Origin of the sequence: Acinetobacter sp. AOR18_HL, from assembly GCF_027855145.1 — a bacterium.
Taxonomy (GTDB): domain Bacteria; phylum Pseudomonadota; class Gammaproteobacteria; order Pseudomonadales; family Moraxellaceae; genus Acinetobacter; species Acinetobacter pittii.
Genome location: NZ_JAKTIG010000028.1, coordinates 24,773 through 47,691 on the forward strand (window position 1 = coordinate 24,773; position 22,919 = coordinate 47,691).

Consider the following 22,919-nt stretch of genomic DNA (forward strand, 5'->3'; position numbering starts at 1 on the left):
AATCTTGTTGCATAAATCTGCCTTTTGAGCATCAAAATTATGCAACAATCTAATCCGATTTTACTAAATCAGCTTAAACAAGATTACATTGCTCTACAGCAACTTGGTTCACCCTTATTAGCGTGTCAGGGGATGTTTGTTCCTCGTGGCATGGAAGACCTTCGCTTTTTATTTAAAAGTTGCCCACGGCCGATTGTGAGTAATGAAGATCCAGCAGAAGTTCAATATGCGGGTGGCTTTACTGGAATTGTTGCTGGTCCGCCGAAAACCCATTACACAGGCAACCTTCAAATCCTAGTAACTGAAGCTGGGCATGATCAACTATTAGCTGAATATGTCGTAGCTAGTGGTGGAATCATCCATGGTGATTACTACGATGGCCGATTAGGAAGTTTTACCCGCTCATATGCACTTGAAAACTGTGCTATTCGTTTTGAATCAGCTGAATACGATTCTGATAGCAGATCACAAGTAATGACAGTTTCTTGCCCAATTGATTACAACTACTTTGGTAGTTTCGCAAACATTGGTACCAACGGTAGTATTCAGCCAGGTAAAAAAGAAATTGATGGTACAGCTGAGCTTGTTAATCGAGTTCAGCAAGTGATCAATACTGCTCAACAAGCAACTAATCTTACAAATGCTGTGCAAGGCGTTGGTCGTCAACTGGGCAATCTATTTGGGTAATGGCTATGAAGTTATTACCTGAATCAGAAGGGTATGCTGTAGTTGCTGGTTCTATCCAGCAACTTTCAGAAGAACTCTATAAAGAATATCAATTAACTGGTTACTCAATTTTGCTTGAGGATATCGTTAAGGCATTTATTGAAGAGACAAAATCTTATGCGGGTTGGGCGACATTAGATTGTCAAACAAAGGCAATTACCAGTATTGAACTGAATGAATCCATTGAACTTAATGGCGATGAGTACGTAATCATATTGCCTTTAGTAAAAGCTCATTGTGATCTTTTGCAAGCTCGATTAGTTGAAGCTACCCGTGGACTTGGAGTAGAAAGTTACGGGCTTTCAGTCTCAGAAGCTCAGCAAAACTATAATGAGAAGAAAGAAGCTTTGCCAAAACTTGCATTTTTAATGGTCCCGATGAGTTTTAACATGGGGAACCGTTAATGCAAATCACCATAGTATCTGCTGGAAAAATTATTCCAGCTTCTGAGCTTATTAGTGCAACTTTAAGAACTGATCTCATACCTATTCCAGCCTCTATTGAGTTTACAGTTCAATCAACCACTGAATTAGATTCCCTTTTAAAAGAAGAGGAGCAACTTACTGTAAATGACATATCTCATCCTTTTGAACTTATTAAAGTCACCCCTCTAAAAACTCAGACTATTAAACAAGATCGACGTGTAGGTGGTATCTCTTGTATTGGCATTTTGGCTGGCTGTAAAAGACTTATCGAAAATTCAAAGCAAGCTGTTATTAGTAATGAAACCTCCTTTAATTCAGTAATAAGAGCTTGTGGAGCAACTATCAGTCTAGGTGGTGATTTACCTTTGCCAAAATTCGTTTGCCTAAAGGGAAGCTTGCCTACACAACGTTTGGCTCATTATCTGCAGCAAGAAGCGGCAGTCATTTGTTTTCAAAACAATAAGGTGTCAGCTCAAAAAATTGATTCTTTCTTCAAAAAGGAACCAGTCACAAAACTAGATCCTAGCAGTGTCGTTTGGATATCCAGTAAACCTTTGGAACTGATGCAAAAATCATCTTTCGTGACCGTGGAGAATAACGGTTCAACGGTTGTTGGTGATGACTCAATAACCCCAGGCCACACTGTTACGCAAAGAGCTGGTTTAGATGCCCGACAAGTTAAAAACTTGGAAAAAGTTTTGATCTTGCGGGGAACCATAATCAGGCCGCTAAATTTGAATTGGAATGCGGGCGATATATTCGAAATTGATAGTAAGAAGTATGTCGTTTTAACAGCTGCACATCATATAGATACAGGCGCAATCGGGGGATCAATGGGGACTTCATCAAAGTTCTGGATTGCTAATTTGTAGGTCAAATATATGAATGGTTATAAACGTGCAAAGATTTTAAGTTACAACGCAAAAGGTCGTACTGCACAAGTACACATTCATGGTTTAACTGATGGCGCTAGTGAAGGCATTACGGCAACTTTTGCCTATCCAGTCGGTGATAGTGATTTAGATACAGAAATACAAATTGTGGATGGGGAAGACGTCTATGTCTTCTTTGAAAACGGCAATGAAGAACGTCCAGTAATCCATAGTTATGTCAGTCACGGAGACGGCGCAATTGTAGGTGTGCGCCGTATTCGACAAGACAATATTGAATTTATTTCTAAAGAAAATTTAAAAGTAGATTCTGGCACAACTGTATCTATTAAAACGCCGTTGATGAATGTGCAAGCTAATACACAACAAACTGGTAATAGTACATTAACGGGAAATAGCACTGTAGTAGGTAATACTTCAGTTGCAGGTAATAGTTCTGTTGCAGGCAGTATGGCCGTTGGTACAACGCTTACTGTAGCAGGTGTGCCTATTGATCCTAAAGCTATTGAGGGTGCATTTAAAGACGCTCTTGATAAGTTAGAGAGTTTAAAAGAAGACTTAAAAGAACAAGGCGAAAAAATTGATGAAAACAAAGATCAGATAAGCCAAGAAATTGATGAAAAAATAAAAGAAGTAGAAGAGTTAATTGATAATATTAAAGATTCTGATGCCTATAAATTGCTTGAAGAAGGTATTAATCACATTGATGAAGAGGTGCAAAAAATACATGACCAAGTAAAAGAAGTAGGTCAGATTGCACAAAATAAAGTTGATGAAATTCGGGCTTATATTGATCAAGAAATTGTCGATACCAAACTGATTGTTGAACAGCATGCAAATGATGCAAATATTCGTTTGGATGAAGCCAATCAACGTATTGATCAATCAATTCAGGCAAACGAAGCGTTGGTAGCTGATGCTCAACAGCGGGCTATCCGCGCTGAGAAAGAACTCGATGACAAAATTGGTTTCATCAAGAGAGAAACGGATTCTATTATTGCTGATGTTAGAAGTGATTCTGATGAAATTCGCTTGGTCGCAGAAAACGCGAAAAAAGTTGCTGATCAAGAAGTTCTAGACCGTCAAAAGCAAGCAGCTGACACTCTAATTGTTATTGATCAAACTAAGGCCGCTTTAAAACAAGATATTGATCAAAACTTAGTTAAAGCTGGTCAAATGATTGATGATGCTAAATTAGCATTAGGTGAAGAAACTAATACCCTCATTAATCAAAAAATTGAACCAATAGTTAGCAAAACTGAAGCTGCAGTTAAAAAAGTAGATGAATTTGCAGCCCAGTATGTTGAGCTTGATAAGAAAGTCGATTCTGGTTTTCTAGCTGAAGCTGAAGCACGTGCAAATGATAAAGAGGCTTTAACTCAAAGTTTTGAGCTTAAGTTTGCTGAAATGCAAAACGAATTGGGTAAATCAAACGCCTTAATTTCAGAAGAATCTAAAACTCGTGCAGCTCAAGACAAAGCAATTACTGAACAAATTAGTATTGCGCAATCTCAAATTGGTGATAACAAAGCTGCCATTAATAGTGTTGAACGAACTGTAGTTGACCTTACCAAATCTGTGGCTGAAAAAACTGACCAAATACAGGCCAGTTTAGACACAACAAATGCAAGTTTATTAAGTGCTAATGAGTTAGCGCGGATGCAATCACTTGGTAAACCTTTACGTGATGATCCGACGTTTCTTTCTGGTAATGGGGGATTAAGTGCCTATGTGGTACCAGCAGGCTCAACACTAACTCGACAAGCCAAATCTACGGATAACCCCGTAAATAGTACCCATGAGATGCTTTTAAGATCTACAGCATCTTTAGGTGGTGGTTGGTATCCAACTGTTCCTACACTTGTAGCTGCGCCTAATAAAACCTTTTTAATAAAACAAATTATTAAAATGCCAAAAGGAACTTATTTATTACCAGTTGGCAATGCTACAGGTACGGGGGGTTATTTACGAGTACTTGGAAATAAGGAAGGTACAGGCAAGTTTGAGGTTTATTACTCTGTTGTTCAGTGTGGCTATGATGCACCAGCAGCTATCCATGGGCATTTCCGTGTTATTGCTGGCACTAATCCACCTTTGCCAAGCGCTACAAGCCCAGTTGATGTAATCCTTGCTGATTATGAGGTCTGGGACATTACAGCACTAAATGACACCATTCCTAAAGCATGGCGTGATCAAATTACTGGTAATGCCTCATATATCGAAAAGGTTGAATCATCTGTAAAACTTGTTGATGAGAAACTTGTTTCAGAAGCAAAAAAACTTGAAGAACTAAAGACTGACTATAATTCAAATAAGACTAAAACAACGTCAGATTTAGCGACAATTACTCAGTCAGTTTCTGATGGAGATAAAGCCTTATCATTACGTATCGACCAAACAAAAGCAGCTCTCGAAGAAGCAGATCGTCAGTCTAATTCAAATATTCTAGAAGTTACTGAGTCACTAGCTGAATTTGAACAGTCTACCACGACGAAATTTACAGAACTTGATACAAGTATCTCGAAAGAAAATTTGAAGGTACAAGGTCAGATTATAGATGTCCAAAAAAGTGTATCTACCTTAGAAAGTAATACAAACACTAAAATATCTGGCCTTTCTTCTTCACTTAAAACTACTGATGATATTGCTAAACTGGCTTTCGATAATGCAGCCGAAGCGCAGCAAACTGGTACAACAGCGGTAAAAGCAACTGAAGCACTTTCTCAAAATTTATTAAGTCTCAAGTCTCAAACTCAAGTAACTACTGGTGTGAGGGCAGTAGTAACAGCAAAAGGAATTGATGACTGGTCAACTTGGCGAGCTACAGGTGAAGCTAAAGTACTTCAAGATTCTGATGCATTTGGCGGTTATATTCTTGAGCTTGGTAATAATGCTGGCAATGATGAAGCTTGGGTTCATTGGAAAGAATTAGTAAAAATTAATCCAGATACGCTTTATCGGGTGCGTGCACGTTTCCGTCGTGTTGCTGGTGAAAATGGAAGTATTTATTTAGGTGTTGCATGTAAAACAGCAGATCAAACTAAGTATGTAACAACTACAAATAATCTTGCTGCAGACATGGGCTCATCAAATTACTTGTTGTCTGCAATTAAACCAAATTTAGGTGAATGGCAAGAAGTTGTACTTTATCTGAAAGGAAAATCTACAGGTGCAGCTACGGGACTTGGAACAATTGATAATCCGCGTACTTTCCCAGCACAAGCTGAATTTTATGCCCCAATGTTTATTGGTAACTATGCAGCTCAACCAGGTATAAGTCAGCTTAACTACATTATCGTTGAAGATAACAACTCTTTAGCTTCAGCAAATGATGCAACAGCAACCGCAAATGATTTATTCAAAACTGCTACTAATAGAACTGAGGCTGAAGCAGAACGGACCAGTAAGCTTGAATCAAGAATGCAGAATGCTGAAACAGGTATTCAGAGCAACGCTCAAGCATTATTGAAAACAGCTACAAAGAGTGATCTTGATAGCGCCATGGGACGTGTGGCTACTGATATCACAGCTGCAGTAGATAATATTAAAATTGGTGGGGTTAATGCGGTAGCTAATTCAGAAGCGCCAAGAAGCTCAACAGCATCAACTAGTCGTGAATACTTAATGTATGAACGAAGTAAAGAGCTCAAAACTTTTTATGACGAAAATTTAGATAAGCCGGTTACTATTTCTTTTGACGTGAGTGTGCCCGTTGCTGGAACAGTACAAGTTTACTCTTCAAATGGATCTGCTCATTACTTTACAACATCAGTTACTGTAACAAAAGCAAATGAGTTTCAAAGATTTGCTGTTACAGTATCCCCTAAAGTACACACTGGAAGTACTACCGAATCAACAATTGAATTTTATGGAACATATGGTTCTGGTCGAATTCCAACGATTCAAAAATTACAGATCGAAGCAGGCAATAAGGCTACTGCTTGGAGCCCAAGCCCACGTGATACTCAAAGCTCTTTAAATGCCAATGCGGAAGCAATTAAAGTTACTCAAGCTGAAGTGAAGAAGAATGGCGATACTTTATCGTCTCAAAGTATAGATATTTCAAAACTTAGAAATGATCTAACATTAACCAATACCGAAGTAAGTAAAAAAGCTTCAACTGAAGCATTACAAACTACAAATTCTCGAGTAACTGAACAAGCTGGACAGATTAAGGCTGTTACTGAACAGGCGAATACCTTGTCTGCGAACTTAAGTAAATCAGCACCAGCGGGTACAAACCTTTTAATTAATTCGAATGTAATTGGTACCTATGATGGAGTTTCGTATCCTCATGTACTTTATAAAATGGGGGAAGATTGGGAGGTAGGTGCAAAATATACATTGTTATGGTGTGCAGAACATAAGCGTAATAATGCTGATACAAACTCTACATTAGGTGCATATGTAGGTGGTGGACAGCAGGTTGTTCAATCACTTACAAATAGTAATGGGAAAGTAGTAAGTAAAACTACTTTTACTAAAAACAGTAGTGGTTTAGGTAAGTACGTCAATTTCTACATGCTCAATAGGCCAAATGCAGCACAAGGTTCAATTGGTACAGTTTACTGGGCTGTATTAGTTAAAGGGGAGTTAATAACTACTGAGAGTTGGATTGCTAGTCCTTATGACTTCAATGCGGCATTTGACCAAGTTTCTGCGAATCTAAATGAGTTTAAACAAACCTATGTAACTGAGAGTGGTGCCCTTGCTCAAAGAACATCAAAACTTGAAGCAGGGATGAGTGATGTTGAGAAAAACATTTATAACACTACTCAGGCCCTAAATAACTACGCTACAAATGCAAAATTAGATGAAGTTACAGCCTCTCAAAATAAGGCATTTAATACTTCACTCACTAAATTGGATGAAGCACTGAAATCGGCAAATGACAGTGATTCTTTGGCAGGCGATTATAATTGTAAGAATCCTGACATGTGGTATAGCCATTACGGTTACGACATGCCTCAGTATTTTAAGACAACAACAACTGGGAAAAGTGGTAATACAGTTTTCAGAAAGGATACTTCAAATCCAGTCAACTGTTTTAATTACAATAAACAATCACTACCAAATACACGAACATATATTGTGAGTTTCTTTGTTCGTCGTAGCTCCGATTCAAACGGTCTTTGTTACATTCCAATTGGTCGTGCAAAAAATGATGGGGTATTTTCAACAGCAAATTATACTAGTGTAAGTGTTCCAATTGCTGAAATCCCAGCAAATGAAACTTGGACTCTTATTTCAAAAGTCATCAACATGACTTCAGTTGCTGATACATATCCCCAAATTCAGTTAGGTATTGCTTTAGGTCATACTGGAAATGCGGGTTGGTGGGAAGCACAAGCATATAAAATTACACCAGTTCTAAATGAGTCAGATGTAGACAGCACAATTGTTAAGTCTTCTATTCTTGTTGATTACTCAAGTAAGTCTGATACGACTAAAGCAATTTCCGCTGCTACTGAGTCTCTTGAAGCTAAATTCCGTCAGAAATTTGGTGATTTATGGACCAATAGTTCAGCAACTCTTGATAGTACTCGTTATACAAAAACAGAGACTAATCAAGCGATTGCAGAGGAAAGTAAAATCATAAAAGCCGCAATTTCAACTAGTGGCGGCGATAATATTATTAAAAATGGTGATTTTTCTAAGCCTCTTGAAACTTCAAATTGGCGTCAAAATTCAGCAGTAGCAGGTAGCTTATTAGAAGTTTATAAGGACTCAAATGGGATTACTTGGGGGCATTTTAAATCAACCAATACAGCAACATATTTTAAAGGCTTTATTGAGACGATTACTTTAGCTGAAGGCTTAGAAGGAAACCAGAAATACACGTTGTCTTTCAAAGCAAAATCATTGACGGCTGCTCAAACACAAATACTCCTAATCATTCACCGTCGTGATGCTGCAGGTAGTAACAATCAAATTGGAACTACTTGGAATAATATTTCTACAGATAAAGAAGTTTTATGTACTTACACATTTGACACTAATCTTTTTGATTTACAATATATTAATGTAATTCTGTATGCTCAAATTGGATTTGCACCTGATTTTTTAATTCGTGAAGTACAAATTGAAAAAGGTGAATTAGCAACTGGTTTTAGAAAAAATCCTCGTGAACTTGAAAAAGGGTTAGAGGCTAATGCAACCGCAATTGAAGGGACTAAGGCAGATGTTAAAAAGAATGGTGAACAAATTGCATCCATTTCTGAAAATTATGTAACTTTAAAATCTGCGGTCGATAGTAATAAATTATCTGCTGACGGTAAGTTTCAAGAAATTAACTCAACAATTAGCGACAACCAGCAAAATACAACACAGTCAATTTCGAACTTAGAGTCAAGTTATAAACAACTTAATCAAGATCTTGGTCAAGTTTTCAATTATCGTGTCTACTCATGTGGTTGGAATGGCTTTTTCACAGGGATAAAAAACCTTAAAGGTGAAATCAAATCCGTAGCTTCAGCTCGCGGATTCTCAGTTCATGTTTTAGCTGCTGATGGGTCAATTGCTTCTTCAACTCGATACGATACATATGCTGCTATCGCTAATGCAACGGCGATGAGTAATGCTATCGCCGCGATTCCGAATGACACATTTGTTATTGTGACCAATTACGACAGTATCGGAGTAAATATTGCTACTGTTAAAAATGCCTTAATCTCTCTTGGGGCAAATCCATTTACAATTGATCAAATTACTGGCCGTGATGCATACATATTAGTAGGTCAAAAAGGAATTGGTTCGGGGAGAGGTATCGAATTACATTCAACACCAGATACGGGCCCAAATGGAGCCAAACAAATCATGCTTGCCGTTCAGGTCGTAAGTGGTATTCCGATTGGTTTGGCAAATAACAGTGGTAACTTACAAAAGGTGTTAGAAAACCACGCTCAAATACTTCAAGAAAAAATTACTCGATCTGATGCAAAAGAAGTCTTTGCTGAGGAAATTAAAGTCTTCAAAGCACAACTAGATACCTTACGTTATTCCGAAGAAAACTGGATTTTACTAGGTGATGATACTAAAAATTTAAGTATCACCACTGGTACCAATAGAACAGTTGCTGTTTGGGAACTTCAATACAAACATAAAGAAATTCCTATCGATAAAGGTGATCCGGTTGTAGCCCGTATCAAATATACAGCTGCAGCTGGATTAGTTGGCGCTACCTGTAGCATTCAATTTCATGGAGCAACTTATAGCATTGGATTACCTTCATTTATTGTTGCTGCAAGTGGTGAAATTGAATTGAATGGTATTTTCCCTTCTGATTTAAAAGCCTCTGCTTATGAAGGTATTCCATTGGGTTTACGATTTGATAATGCTCCTTCTGGCGGAACATTTACTGTGACCAATATGTTTATTAGCCGTGGTAATTCAGCACCGAACTTTAAAGGAGGTTTTAGATCCTCTCTTAAGCAAAATGCACAGTTTGTAGAAGATACTTTTATCAAAGCAGAAGCAAACAAAGGTGTTATTGCCCAGCAAATTCAACAATATGATGCTGGTGTACCTAGTGGATTATCTACAGTTGTGAAAACAACAAAAGCTACAGCTGACCAAACTTCACAAGATCTTGCAACTCTTAAAAATACTGAAATTTCACAGTTACAAACAAGTACTAACAATCTTGGCTCTGCATTAGAAAACACAACAATGCTGGCGATGATGATTACTAACGGCAAGTTGGTGCAAGGAGACGTGAACTTTAAAAAGGGTAATAATGCAGTAGGTGTATATAACAATGCTGGCAATGGGAACGTTACTGTTACTCGTGTTGCAAAAAGTGCGGATAACCCGACTACATCAACACATGAGCTGGAAATCAAAACCATTGGTGCAGCGAATCCAGTCTGGGGTGGAATTTTCCAACTTGTTTATGGCCGTGCAAATGCTGTTTTTGTCATCAAATATTTAATCAAGCTACCAGTTGGATATAAGTTAGTGAATGCTGGCAACTCGATGGGGACTGGCGCAATTGATCGATTCATTGGCAGTACAGAGGGTACAGGTAAATTCGAAACTTATATTCGAATGATTAAATGTGGTGCGGTAGGTACTTTTTCAAACTCAGGACATGTTTATGTGGCTGGCGGCTCTACACCAACTGCAACTGTACCTTTAGTTTGGACCTTAGCTCAAATTGAGCAATATGACGTTACTGATTACGCTTCAGCTGACCCGACATTACAAGATTTTGTTTCTACAGCTACAGACTCTATTTCAACATTAACCAATTTCAAAGAAACGTGGGCGGCCAAACTTTCTGAGATGTCTTCAAAGTTAGACAGTAAAAACGGCGCTTATATTCTAAATGCGGATATGACAAATACTAATGTTGAGCGAGCTATTGCTGCATCCTCGCAGAAAATTACATCAGAATATACCAATGCTATGAGCGTTCAGCCATTGGGTTCAGGTGGGGGCAAAATTTTCGTGAAGCCTTTGACTTGGCGTCAACCAATTACTACTACTGGTACCCTTGTAATTAAGACGCCAATTACAATTAGTGCCTTCATGACTAAGGTTAAAATCTCTGGTTATAACTACAACAACAAAGAAGACAATATTTTTGATTTGGACTTGGCGTTCTATGCATATACGTCAACAGTACCATTTTATCCAAATATGACTTCGCGTTCTTTTGGTATCACCTTAGATGAAAGTAATACTACGACTAAAGGTTTGGCTTTAGCTTTAGATAGCAATAATAAAGTGTGCATCTTAATTACCAAAAAAGATGCTTGGTCTTACCCAGCTATTACGGTTGAGTCAGCAACAATTACTCATACAAACCCGCCAGATAACTTTAAAGAAGGATGGTCAGCGGCTATTGAAACGGATTTATCGGTTTATAAGTCAGTAACGCCGTTTACTGTCACTTCAATGATGGAAACGACTGCAGGTTCTCAAGCCAAAGTTGATATTCCAATGGCTCAGTTAAGTGATATTGCAGCTGATAATAAACTTACACCCGTTGAGAAAAAACAGGCGAAGTTGGTGTGGGATACTCTTTATCAAACTGATACAAGCTTACGAGCTGAGGCTGTCACTTATGGTATATCTTCAGCTGCTTATGCAACAGCTTTTAGTACTTTAAATACATATTTGGCTTCTTTGTTTGCCAATATGAATACAACCAGTACGATTGATCGAAATCAGTTTATTACCAACTTTGCTAATGTTCACAATGCACGTCAAGCACTGGTAAGAGCAATATCTGAAAAGGCAAAAGAGATAGCCGATTCTGCAAAAGACTTAGCATCAACTACAAAAGCGACATTAGAGCGTGATTACATGACGTTTACCAAGACGAATGAAGCAATCGCATCTTCAACTGAAAGGATGTCTGCTCTGTATTCTGCAAATGGTCAAAAGATCATGGCTTCAGTATTAGATACATGGCAAAAAGATTGGTTAGTAAAAACTCCAAGTGGAAATAAACCTGAGCTTAATTTAGTGGCCGATGCAACTTGCCGTGGGGGATATGCACTAAGAATAGGGAATAACGTTGGAAATGATGAAGCTTGGTTAAATTGGTTTGCTTCTTTGCCAATCGATGACAACAAATACTACCGAGTGAAGTATAGATTCCGCCGTGTTAGTGGTACGGGTGTTGTATACCTAGGTGCAACTTGTCAGAACGCCACTAAAACTAAGTATGTGGCCCAAGACAACACCGAAATTAATGATATTGGAGCTAGTCATTATCTTGTTGCTGGTACCGCACCAGCGCTGGGAACTTGGATAACTGGAACTGCATATTTCAAAGGTAGATCTGCTGGTGCAAGTGCAGGTGCCGGCACTCTACTAAGTCCAAAAACATTTGCAAATAAAGCTGCTTTCTTTACTCCAATGATCATCGGTAACTATTCAGGAAAAGCTGGTGAGGTGGATCTAGACTTTATTGATATTGAAGATGCAGACAATATCGCAGATTTTGAAAACTTTAAAACCACCTATACAACTGATGTGGGCGCATATGCTGGCGCATTACAAACATTAGTATCTGTTTACGGCCAAAATGCTATCAAGCTTAAATCACAAGCTGACTTGATTGATGGTGTGAAAGGTAAATACGTAATGGGCATGGATAATAACGGTGTGTTTTCTGGCATGTCTATGGTCAGTGAGCAAACGAATGGAACCGTTATCAGTTCAATAGGTTTTCAAGCGGATAAAATTTTCTTCACAACTGGTACATCTTCTACTAAGTACATGCCGTTCATAATCCAAGACAATCAAGTCATTATGAATAGTGATGTATTTATTAAGAATTTGACCGCAGCAAACTTTAAAGCTAAGTCTCTTACTGCTGAATTATTTAATGCTGAAAGCCTTAATGCTATTACATTTACAACGGTTGCAGCTGATGGGTCGAAAACAGTGGTTTCTGGGGGGATAAGTCGAGTGTATTACCCTAATGGACAGCTAGCAGTTTTTATTGGTGTGGAATAATGGCATTAGCAAAGCTTAAACTTTTTGAACAAAATGGAAAACTATACTTTGACAGTTCCCGAGATAGGGTGCTGTCATTTATAAAAACAATTAAGTGGTCTCAATATTACCCAGCTAATCATACTAATAACAGTCAGTATAAAATTTATACTTATAATATCTATGATGCTGAAATATCTCCAAATGGAACATATGCAAGATTTACTAATATAAATCCAGAAAATTCATTGCAAGAAGTTGTTTCTACTTTCAAATATTTTTCTGGTTATTTAGAGATGACATTAGTAGTCAATAATAACTATTTGAATGCCTTCACTTTGAATTTTGATGTAAAGATTTATCGGAGATAATTAAGTGCCTGCTGTAGCAAAATTTTTTTTAGAAAACGGACAAGTCAACCTTGATCTTACTTCTAGAATTTTAAAAAGTGTAGCTAGTCAAACTCTTAGGTGGGATAAAACTAATGCTTGGAATACTTATTGTCCGATAACTGCACGTAATGAGAATTTCAATGTTCATGATGCATATGATGTTGGAAGACCAACAATAATTTCTTCAACTGGTTCTAGGCCACCATCAAGTGAAATGTTTGAATTATCAACATGTTTGAAAGATGACAGTATTTATTATATTGGAGGTGGATGGACATCTGGAGGAACTACCGATTTAACAGCAGATGTATATTTTAACTATGTATCTGATAATTGGTCAGGTGGGGTTTCTACAGATAAAATTAGGATTTATTCCCCAGATGGCAAATTGATGTGGTCTGATAGTACTTTAAAAAGTTGCCCAGTTTATATTAGTACTTTGGATTTCACATCCCTTAACCAAGTTAAAACAATTTCAAGTCCAAATGACCGCAGATTATATATCAATGAAGCATCAGTATTTGTATCAGGAACAATTGTAATAGATGAAGGAGGTAGCTTTTTTTCTACCTCTGGGTTACAAGTTAGATGGTCAAATCAAGGAAAGACTTTAGAATGTTGTTATATTTCTTCAGGGGATGGCGATATAACAGAAGTATTGAGACGGGTCGGTAAAGTAACTGTCGAGATATTTGAGTTTCCCACCTAACACCATTCTTGACTTTCACGCCCTTCATGCCAATTACCTTCATAGCAATGTCTTATTTCATGTGCTAAACATTGAGGATATTTTCGTAAGTAGATGACACAGGTATTACCAGTAATATCGGCATAAGCTAGTGTTTTGGGGTTGCCTCCATTTAACTTCCTTATCTCAATATGTGAAATTGTACGTTCTGGAAATGGAATAACTTTATTGTGCTCAAAAAATGTAGAGCAGCCACTTAAAAAAACAAATAATATTATCAAGTATTTCATGGAAATAATTTTACCAAATGTATGAAGATTAAGGCAAGATTGAATTTTGAGATTTAAAAAAAGCGCTCTTTTTAGAGCGCTTTTTAGTTTTTTAAGCTGGTTGATCTGGAGCCGTTGCTTCTTCTACAAAACTGTAATTAACAGCAAAGGAATTAGTCTCAAGATCCCACCCTAGGTTTAATGTTTTGAAAGCAGGGCGGCTGTTAAATCGCTGTGCATTGACGATGTCTTGAGTCTTTTGTGCTAATTCGATATCCAAAGCGTTAAGTACTTTAACTTCAGCCATGAGCTTTTCCTCTAAAACAGATTGAAAATAGGTTCAGATAGAATTGCATGCTGTGGATTTATTAAATCTGTATGGTTCCAATTAGCTTTGGAACCAATCTAATAGTTAAAAAATGGTAGCCATCAAAATACTTAATTATTTAGGTATTTTGGCTTAGTTATGTCTTCTCGGTTCTTATCGTTGTTACTCGGTGAAAATGTTAATTCATATGAACAGCAATTTGATACCTCTAATCAGGATGCTACGGCGCAGCTTTATGAATCCATGGCACCGTTTTCACTTGGGACCAATCAAACTAAAGCCAATAAGAAGCGTACTCGAAAAGAAATTTTCACCAAATGGGAGAGAATGTTACGCTTTGCCCCTATCGCAGAGGGGATGGGGATTCATGTTTCTGCCGCTTTAGGCGGAGATTCTTATAGCGGCCAACAAGTGTTTATTACACCAGCACAACGTTTGAAAAAGGCAAATGGCCCAGCAGCTGAAAAAATAAAAAAACAGCTAGATGAACGCCGTGATGTCATGGAAAAGCTGATCAATAAGTATTTAAGTAAACTTGCCCGAGATGCGATTTCATTTGGCGATTCTTATGCCCGAATTTATGGGAAAAAAGAGAATGGAGTAATTGATCTCCTTTGTAATGAGTATACTTATCCGCCATTAATACAGCCATTCGAACAGGGCAGTAAAACTGTCGCATTTTTTTGCTTAGATCCTCGAAATTGGCAGAAAACTATTACAAAATTAAATACTATTCAAATGGTACGTTTCAAAATGCCCCGTATGAGCAATATTGCTCAATATGAACTTGTTGAAACTGGCCTTGTAACTAAAATGTTAGAAGGAGATGACCCAGATGAATTACCGATTTTACCAGCGCATTTAGGTGGTTCATTTCTATACGAAATTGAAGAAGTTTATGATGATGTGATTCTTGCATTGGCATCTATGAACAGCCAGCAGATTGCAGATACAGTAAATCAGATGTTCTTGACGGTAAATATGTCTGGAATGCCGCCAGCACAACGCCAAGCCTATGTTAGGGGTTTGGAAGGTTTACTTAAAAATCATGAGACATATGTTCGTGATGCTTTATCAGGTGGCGAAGCGGTTTGGAATACTGCTTTTCACATGCTGCCAGTATTTGATGAGAAGCAAGTTCTAAATCCTGTTGGTGATATTAAACTTCAAAGAAGCTCACCTATTAATATTGAACAATTCATGATTAATGTCCGTTTGTTAATGGGCGGGATAGGTCTAGACCCAAGTATGGTAGGGTGGGCTGACATGTTAACTGGTGGTATTGGTGAAGGCGGAGCATTCCATACCTCAGCGCAAATAATGCGTAGGTCACAAGACATTCGTACAGCAGTAACTGAAGGGATTAATCAGATTCTTCATTTGGATTGGGGATTTGCGTTTAATGAACAATTTGAGCCTAAAGATTATCCTTGGCAAGTTGAATATTATACAAACCAAACTGCAGCAGCTACTGAAGAAATCAGTAATGCACAATCTAGAATGAATACAACACTACTTAAAACCCAAGTGATTACCGCTTTAAAGGAGACAAACTTAGATGTAGAAACTATGGCCTATATTCTAGAGCGCGATGCAGGTATGAAATATGATGAAGCTCAATTATTAGCTGAAAGTATTTTTAAGAGCCGTAAATTTTCTGAGGATGAAGAATAATGGCTTTTTTTGAATATGAAACACAGAATAAAACGTCTAATAACAGTTTTGATAATGTTATAAGTCCATTCAAGGAACGTTTTACAAGAAATCCTGTCTTATGGTCTGGATTGACAGTTGATAAAGCTGTTTCTCATTATCAAGAGCTCTATGCATTAGGAACTCTCTCAGCCGCCCATTTTGGAATAGAAATTAGACCTTATCGGGCAAATAGTAAGATTGCCCAAGCGAATATTCCAATTTTTGATCCTTCCAATAAAATCGCTTGGTTAGCCAATAATGTTGATGTATCACTTCTGGATGCACAAACAGATTCAGTACATGTTGGACACTATCAACTCAACTATATAACCGGTAATGCCTCAAATGAATTAAGTATCTCATTTATTGAGACTAAAGCTGCAGCTATTGCAAATAGTGCATTGGCCATAAAGCAAATAATGTTTAATAAAGATGGTACACAACCGCCACCTATAGAATATTTAATGCGTTTGAAAATATATGCTTTTGATAAAGCAGTAAGAACTCAACATCATTTTGAAATTGAACATTTAGTATCACTACAAGCTGGTAATTTACCTTTAGATGCTTCAAATAAGGGGCATACTATCGTTACATTAAATTTCACTAAAATGTTTCCAAATTTATAATTGCTTCAAATAAAAATAATTATTATTTACTAATAATAATTTATTTATTTTAGTAACTTACTTTAATTAATAAAATTGTCATATTTTAAATTGCACTAAAAGAGAGCTGTAAATGGTTTATTGTAGTGCATTTATTATTTTTAATTATTATATATTTATTTAAAATAATGGGTTGACATAATAATGAAATGTTTATAAAAAATAATAACTCTGGATAATTTATTATCTAGATTATTTTTTAAATAAAATTTTATATAAATATTAAAGGTGGAAAACAATGAATTATAGTGAATTACAATTAGCAGCAAAAAAAGTTGCTGAAAATGAGTGTCTTATTAATTGGTCTAATCATAGTAATGATTATACTTATTCTCAGTATACTATACTTGTTAATAATCTTAGACATTGGTTGGGTCCAACTGCTGCACGTCTTGATTTAGGTTGTGAAATTTTAAAAAAAACTCAGACTAATGAAAATGTATTAAATGAGAACATTCCAAAGATTATTGAAGCTTTTGAAATGAATATTGCTGAGGAAAAAGGGTTAGATGACGGACAACCTCATGCTTATCTATTTATAAAATCTGTAAATTCTTATAGTCAGGTTTTATATGACAAAACTCCTGTTTATGGAAAAGGCATAGACTCTACGATGAAATTAAAAGAAGAGTCTGAAAAACTTTTCAATAGTGACCTTTATATAATGTTAGGTGCTGCTTTAGCACAAGAAATCCACGCATTACCTCAATTAGAATTATTAGTAAAAGGAGCTGAGAAAAATAAAGAACTTTTTTCAGACGAAAAATGGTTAGATGTTTCCAATTTTTATGATATTCATTTAGATGGAACTGAAGCTCGTCATGCTGAAGATTTAAATAGAACAATTTGGTCCATAATCGATACTGATGCCAAAAAAGAAAAATTCATGATTGGTTTTAATAAATTTCTTGAACTTCTCGATAATTTTTGGAGCAGTTTATACTTAGAGGTTAAGAATGCATAATATTAACTATGTATTCATTAGTGTTTTGGGGGGACTTATAGTCCCTCTACAGTTAGCGATGGTTAATGCTTTCAGAAACACTAGTGGTGCAACACAAATACAATCTACTTTTTACCTTTATGTTGGAGGTGCAATAGCTTCACTTATAATTGCATTAATTATGGATGGAGGGATTAAACCTCCACAGTATGAACAAACTTCTTGGTGGATGTGGATGCCTGGATTTTTAGGATCTCTTTACATTCTATGTATGTTTGTTGCAGCTCCAAAAATTGGAGCTACTACCACTCTTCTATGGGTCTTTTTAGGACAAATGCTATTTGCAACTATCATTGATAGTACGGGATTACTTGGTGTACAGGTAAGAAAGATTGATGGTTTGAAACTACTTGGTTTAGGATTTATTTTAATTGGAGGTCTAATTATGATTTATAACGAATATCGTAAAATTTCTAATTAAAAGACGATAAAGTGGCTTTTAATTTTTATTTATGACTAAAGGTTATAAAATTTTTTATATTTTCAAATTTGGAACTTATCGAATTTAATAATAAATTCGGCTGAGAAAATATCCTCATATTAAAATGAGGATAACTCCGTGAGTGTTAAATCAATTTTTACTCAAACACATGCACCACATCAAAGCCGATTAGTACCTGGTTTTGATTCAATGGTGAATAGTGGCGCTTGTTCAATTGGATTTATTAAAGGTGATTACCGTCAAATTAATGCCTTAGTCACTGAAGACTACACGGAAAATGACCTCTGGCGAGTGATTAACTTAAAAGGGCAGAAGAGCGGAATCGAAGCTTATGATTCAGTTGCCATACTTGGTGCAATTGATGATCAGCATGCTGGTGAACTAGCAATCTTACAGTTTGGACGCATGTTTGACGCTTGTGTTACAGATGTAATTGAAACAAATCAATTTGGTCTTAAACGCCACCTATCTTCCAAACAATTTAATTTGTCTGGGTCTAAACCAATTCAAAGATGGCAATTAGAGAAATTACAGAACGTGATTGCTGCAGAAACACCTCAATGGGATGGTATCAGTTTAGTTTCTCATGATGGTGATACAGCAAAACTTCTTCTAGATATGCAGCGAAATGATGACCATAGTCAGCTGCTAAGTAAATTTGATGGGTTGCCTACGCTATTATCTAGTCTGGAAGTAGAAGAAGCTCATTATGATTCTATTATTGTCGATTACCAGCATTTAGAGCAGCTGTCTGCTATTTTGCATCACGCTATGGATCAGTTTTCTAAAACTGGTGTTAAAGTCATTAACGTTACTGAAAGTAAGCCCTTCAAGCATAAAAAAGTACTTCAAATTGCGCTTACTTATGATTTTGATGACGGTCAAAACTTCACAATCCTTTTTCATAAGCCAGATCGATTTTCAAAGAAAATTAGTTCTGCAGATTCATTAATTTCATGGAAGATCTTAATGAACAATCGCGATATTACAGCTGCAATTCAGCCTAATCAGGGAGAAGGAATTTCAATTCCTGTTCTCGCTGGTCGAATCATGAAGTTAATTAACCAAAATAGTAATCGTTTTAAACGCTTACAAGCTAAAAAAGCCGAAAAAGCTAAAGCTTTGGCTGAAGCGGAAAATCGGGTTTTGGAAAAGCAGAGTTTATTGGCATCTTTAAAGCAAGAAATAGAAAGTTTGCAATCTGAATTAGATAATTTAGCTATTTCCAAAAGTAAACCGACACCAGAAGTGACACCTGAACCGGCACCGGAGGTGACACCAGAGCCGACACCAGTAGTGACACCAGAACCGGCACCAGAGGTGACACCTGAACCAGCACCAGAGGTGACGCCTGAACCGGCACCAGAGCCGACACCAGAAGTGACACCTGAACCAGCACCAGAGGTGACACCTGAACCAGCACCAGAGGTGACGCCTGAACCGGCACCAGAGCCGACACCAGAAGTGACACCTGAGCCAACACCAGAAGTGACACCTGAACTGGCACCAGAGGTGACACCTGAACCAGCACCAGAGGTGACGCCTGAACCAGCACCAGAGGTGACACCTGAAGAACTACAAAATCTATCAGCTTCGGATACTTCAAATCCTTTGTATAAGTCAATCATTGAAGGACAAGTAGGCGTAAGTTTGGAAATACTAGAACAAGTTCGAGATGAGGCTGAGAAGAATTTAGAAGACCCTTTATTAATTCCAGCTGTAACTGAGTTGCTTAACCAAATTAAAGTTAAGGAGAGCGTTTAATGTTACTTAAATTTATTACGCCTTCTGTAATAGCTACGGACCCTTTAATTGTAATTGATCAAATGATTAGTTTCTTTAAACCAACGAAGTCCTTAACAGGGCTTTTACGGGGCAGAACTAATAATGTTAAGACAGCCAAAGGGGAAAAGATTTCTACTGTCTTCGCCTTAGTCGATATTGATCAAGTCATTGCGTCTCATACGGCGACAGGTGCAGAAAACCCAAACTATCCTCAAGAATTACAACCGCGAGATCGTAGCCGTGAATCATCACAAGCATGGGTACATAAAACCGCTAATGATTTAGATCCCGAAAGCCTTGGCCGCTCAGGGCGGGCAGATACAGGAGCACCGATAACTGGAGACGATTTAGTTGTGGAGTCAGGAAACGGTCGAACCATGGCAATCAAGCTTGCATATGAGCAGGGCACCGCAGATGAGTATAAACAATGGTTAATTGATGAAGCCGATTACTTTGGTTTTAGTTCTGAGCAAGTACAGGCCATTTCTAAACCAATATTGATACGTATTCGTACCACTGAGATTGATAGAGCACAATTTGCTATTGATGCAAACCAAGATGATAAGTTGTCATTTACAGCTACAGAACGAGCTAAAGCTGATGCTAAACGATTAGATGATAATTTACTGGCTCTTTTTAACCCGAGTGAAGACGGTGATTTATTAGCAGTAAGTAATCAAAAGTTTATTCAAGGTTTTTTGACTAAATTAGGTGATACGGAAGCAGCCCAGTACACCACGAAAGATAAAAAACCAACACAAGCACTGATAAACAGAATCAAGGCCGCAATTTTTAGTAAAGCGTACAATGATGATCGTTTGCTAGAAATGATGGCTGATCATACAAAACCAGATCTTCAAAACATGCTTAATGCGTTGGGTGTTGCTGCGCCTAAATTTATTGAAGCACAAGCTATAAGTCGTGGAAATGTTCAAGATATATCGGATCAAATCGTTGAAGGTATGGAGCAAGCCATTGATCAACGTGTTGCTAATGCAATTATTGATGCAGCAAATACCATTTTATCTGCAAAGCAAAATGATCAAGATATTGTTGAGTTTGTAAAGCAGCAAGGGCTTTTTGAGGATCTAGGGGAAGGTGTTGCTGAGCTCGCCGTGTTTCTCGCCAAGAATAGCCGCAGTTCAAAAAAAATGAGTATGTTATTTAAAGCTTTAGCTGAATTTGCAGAGAAACAGGCTATAGATAGCAGTAATGTAGGTTTGTTTGGTGAGCCTGAACCAGTAAGTGTCAAAGATGCTATCCAATATGCACAACAAGTGCTTGGTGATGATTTCATTAGTGTGCAAATGTACGATTCTTTGATTGAGTCTAGTAGCTCATGTAGATCTAAAATAATTCGATTAACCAGAGAAGGGGCCCAACGTTTCCACAATGCTTTGAAAATTAAAATTACTCAAGTTGATGACATTGAAAAAACAGAAGTGAACAAAATTAATGACATTCTTTTCGAAGGGTTAGATATTTAGTTCTGGAACCTACTCAAAATTAAGTACTTACGATCATTCAACATAGGAATATAAAGTTCCTATGTTGAGGGATATATGTCCATCTTAAAGCTCAAACCAATCACTAAAGACACTGTATTGGTTGCGATTTATTACATGATTGATTTCATGCATTTTCAGAGCAATATTGCTCGGTTTTTCCTTCTTATCATCCATAAGCAAATAGAACTTAACTTGTCTGTAGCGAAGCAAGCATTATCCTTTGCACGTCAAGAAAGTGACTTTCCAAAATTGGATGAAGTAGTTGAAGTCTTATATGCGGAAGCTATCAAAAACATTGATGAATCAGTTATTGAACACCTAAATAACGGTTCGGAGCCTGTAAATTATTTTGTGTAAGTTCCATTTTTTATAAATGATCTTTTAATCGATCATCGAACTGAATCGTAAACCAATTCATTGCTAAACGCCAATTTTGAATTGGCATCGTCCATTTCTTCGCAGCATTTGATGTTGCTAAGTAAATGACCTTCTTTACTGAGTCATCAGATGAAAAGATTTTCCTTTTCTTCGTTGAATGGCGTATTACGCTATTCAACGACTCAATCGCATTTGTTGTATAAATTGCATGACGTATTTCGGCTGGATAGCTAAAGATCGTTCGGATATTTTCCCAATTGGCCCGCCAGGATTCTCCAATTTTGGGATACTGGTGATTCCATTGATCACAGAAGATGTCTAGGGATTTTAAAGCATTTTCCTCTGTACTTGCCTGATAAATCGCTTTCAGACCCGACGTAACAGCTTTGTAGTCTTTCCAGCTTACAAATCTCAGGCTATTGCGTACAACATGCACGATACACAGTTGAATATCAGTATGAGGGTAAACAGAGGCTATCGCGTCAGGGAAGCCTTTTAATCCATCTACACAGGCAACAAGAATGTCCTGTACTCCTCGATTTTTTAGCTCTGTCATGACTGACAGCCAGAATTTGGCACCTTCTGTCTGAGCAATCCACATACCCAGTAATTCTTTTTGCCCATCCATATTGATGCCTAAAGCAAGGTATACGGACTTGTTAATCACATTGGAGTGCTGACGGACTTTGACAACAATACAGTCAAGATAGACAACAGGATAAAGGCTATCTAAGGCTCTATTTTGCCACTCAGTCACTTGCTCAATCACAGCATCGGTAACTTTGCTGATGAGAGATGCTGACACATCGGCATCGTACATTTCTTTGAAGAAGGCTACAATTTCCCTATTAGTCATTCCTTTTGCATACAGTGAGAGGATTTGGTCATCCATACTGGTGATGCGTGTTTGGTGCTTTTTGATAATTTGTGGCTCAAATGAACCTTCTCGATCACGGGGAATATCTAAAGCCAGTTGTCCATCTTGAGTTGTAATGGTTTTAGAACTAAACCCATTACGGCTATTTGAGCCTTTCTTGGGCTGATGCTTTTCATAACCGAGATGGTCTGAAAGTTCAGTATTGAGTGCAGTTTCAATCATGAATTTTTTAAAGACTGCTGTCATTTGGTTTAAGTCTTCTGGTGTTTTTAGACCTTTAGCCAATTCGGCAGCCATACTTTTGATTGTTGCTTCATCCATGTGAAGTACCTTTTGTAATTATCCTCTGAAGGATAAATGAAAATTAAGTACTTACACAAAATTTAGAACAGTCCC

14 protein-coding genes and 1 pseudogene are annotated in these 22,919 nt (G+C 37.3%); 13 read left to right on the top strand and 2 right to left on the bottom strand.

What is annotated here, in order from left to right; all coding sequences use genetic code 11:
- Positions 1-39: 39 nt before the first annotated feature.
- Genes MKL51_RS07010 through MKL51_RS07035 form a run of 6 tightly spaced genes read left to right on the top strand, consistent with a single transcriptional unit; the run spans position 40 to position 13,591 of the window.
- On the top strand, positions 40-687 hold the full coding sequence (locus MKL51_RS07010) for a hypothetical protein (RefSeq protein ID WP_057073752.1): 648 nt from the start codon (positions 40-42) through the stop codon (positions 685-687).
- Positions 687-1,130 carry a hypothetical protein gene (locus MKL51_RS07015; RefSeq protein ID WP_057073751.1) on the top strand — a complete coding sequence of 148 codons (444 nt, stop codon included), beginning with the start codon at positions 687-689 and terminating at the stop codon, positions 1,128-1,130. Before MKL51_RS07010 ends, MKL51_RS07015 begins: the two co-directional genes overlap by 1 nt.
- Positions 1,130-2,023 (top strand): hypothetical protein, encoded by an 894-nt coding sequence (locus MKL51_RS07020; RefSeq protein ID WP_057073750.1) that lies wholly within the window; start codon positions 1,130-1,132, stop codon positions 2,021-2,023. The genes MKL51_RS07015 and MKL51_RS07020 overlap by 1 nt, the downstream gene beginning before the upstream one ends.
- Before the next feature lie 9 nt (positions 2,024-2,032).
- The gene (locus tag MKL51_RS07025) at positions 2,033-12,511 is read left to right on the top strand and encodes an interleukin-like EMT inducer domain-containing protein (RefSeq protein ID WP_270904257.1); all 10,479 of its coding nucleotides are present in this window, start codon (positions 2,033-2,035) and stop codon (positions 12,509-12,511) included.
- Positions 12,511-12,861 (top strand): hypothetical protein, encoded by a 351-nt coding sequence (locus MKL51_RS07030; protein WP_057090726.1) that lies wholly within the window; start codon positions 12,511-12,513, stop codon positions 12,859-12,861. Before MKL51_RS07025 ends, MKL51_RS07030 begins: the two co-directional genes overlap by 1 nt.
- 4 nt (positions 12,862-12,865) lie before the next feature.
- Positions 12,866-13,591: a hypothetical protein gene (locus MKL51_RS07035; RefSeq protein ID WP_057090727.1), complete on the top strand. Its 726-nt coding sequence runs from the start codon at positions 12,866-12,868 to the stop codon at positions 13,589-13,591.
- Positions 13,592-13,951: 360 nt separating this feature from the next.
- Here the strand turns inward: MKL51_RS07035 and MKL51_RS07040 are convergent, their stop codons facing one another.
- Positions 13,952-14,146, bottom strand: coding sequence for a hypothetical protein (locus MKL51_RS07040; RefSeq protein WP_057090729.1), 195 nt, complete (start codon positions 14,144-14,146; stop codon positions 13,952-13,954).
- A 159-nt stretch (positions 14,147-14,305) separates the two neighbouring features.
- Here MKL51_RS07040 and MKL51_RS07045 point away from each other — a divergent pair, with 159 nt between their 5' ends.
- The 7 genes and pseudogenes from MKL51_RS07045 to MKL51_RS07075 all read left to right on the top strand — a co-directional run.
- The gene (locus MKL51_RS07045) at positions 14,306-15,841 is read left to right on the top strand and encodes a hypothetical protein (protein WP_057090730.1); all 1,536 of its coding nucleotides are present in this window, start codon (positions 14,306-14,308) and stop codon (positions 15,839-15,841) included.
- On the top strand, positions 15,841-16,491 hold the full coding sequence (locus tag MKL51_RS07050) for a hypothetical protein (RefSeq protein WP_057090731.1): 651 nt from the start codon (positions 15,841-15,843) through the stop codon (positions 16,489-16,491). The genes MKL51_RS07045 and MKL51_RS07050 overlap by 1 nt, the downstream gene beginning before the upstream one ends.
- 277 nt (positions 16,492-16,768) lie before the next feature.
- On the top strand, positions 16,769-17,494 hold the full coding sequence (locus MKL51_RS07055) for a DUF3865 domain-containing protein (RefSeq protein ID WP_057090875.1): 726 nt from the start codon (positions 16,769-16,771) through the stop codon (positions 17,492-17,494).
- On the top strand, positions 17,487-17,954 hold the full coding sequence (locus MKL51_RS07060; RefSeq protein WP_057090876.1) for a DMT family transporter: 468 nt from the start codon (positions 17,487-17,489) through the stop codon (positions 17,952-17,954). The genes MKL51_RS07055 and MKL51_RS07060 overlap by 8 nt, the downstream gene beginning before the upstream one ends.
- Before the next feature lie 138 nt (positions 17,955-18,092).
- Positions 18,093-19,739 carry a hypothetical protein gene (locus MKL51_RS07065; protein ID WP_171265775.1) on the top strand — a complete coding sequence of 549 codons (1,647 nt, stop codon included), beginning with the start codon at positions 18,093-18,095 and terminating at the stop codon, positions 19,737-19,739.
- Positions 19,739-21,247 carry a hypothetical protein gene (locus MKL51_RS07070; protein ID WP_057090789.1) on the top strand — a complete coding sequence of 503 codons (1,509 nt, stop codon included), beginning with the start codon at positions 19,739-19,741 and terminating at the stop codon, positions 21,245-21,247. Before MKL51_RS07065 ends, MKL51_RS07070 begins: the two co-directional genes overlap by 1 nt.
- Positions 21,248-21,322: 75 nt before the next feature.
- A pseudogene (locus MKL51_RS07075) lies at positions 21,323-21,610 on the top strand (hypothetical protein); the annotation flags it as partial.
- Positions 21,611-21,635: 25 nt separating this feature from the next.
- Here the strand turns inward: MKL51_RS07075 and MKL51_RS07080 are convergent.
- Entirely contained in the window at positions 21,636-22,844 is a 1,209-nt protein-coding gene (locus MKL51_RS07080) for an IS256-like element ISAba26 family transposase (RefSeq protein ID WP_000343018.1), read from the bottom strand.
- Positions 22,845-22,919 lie beyond the last annotated feature (75 nt).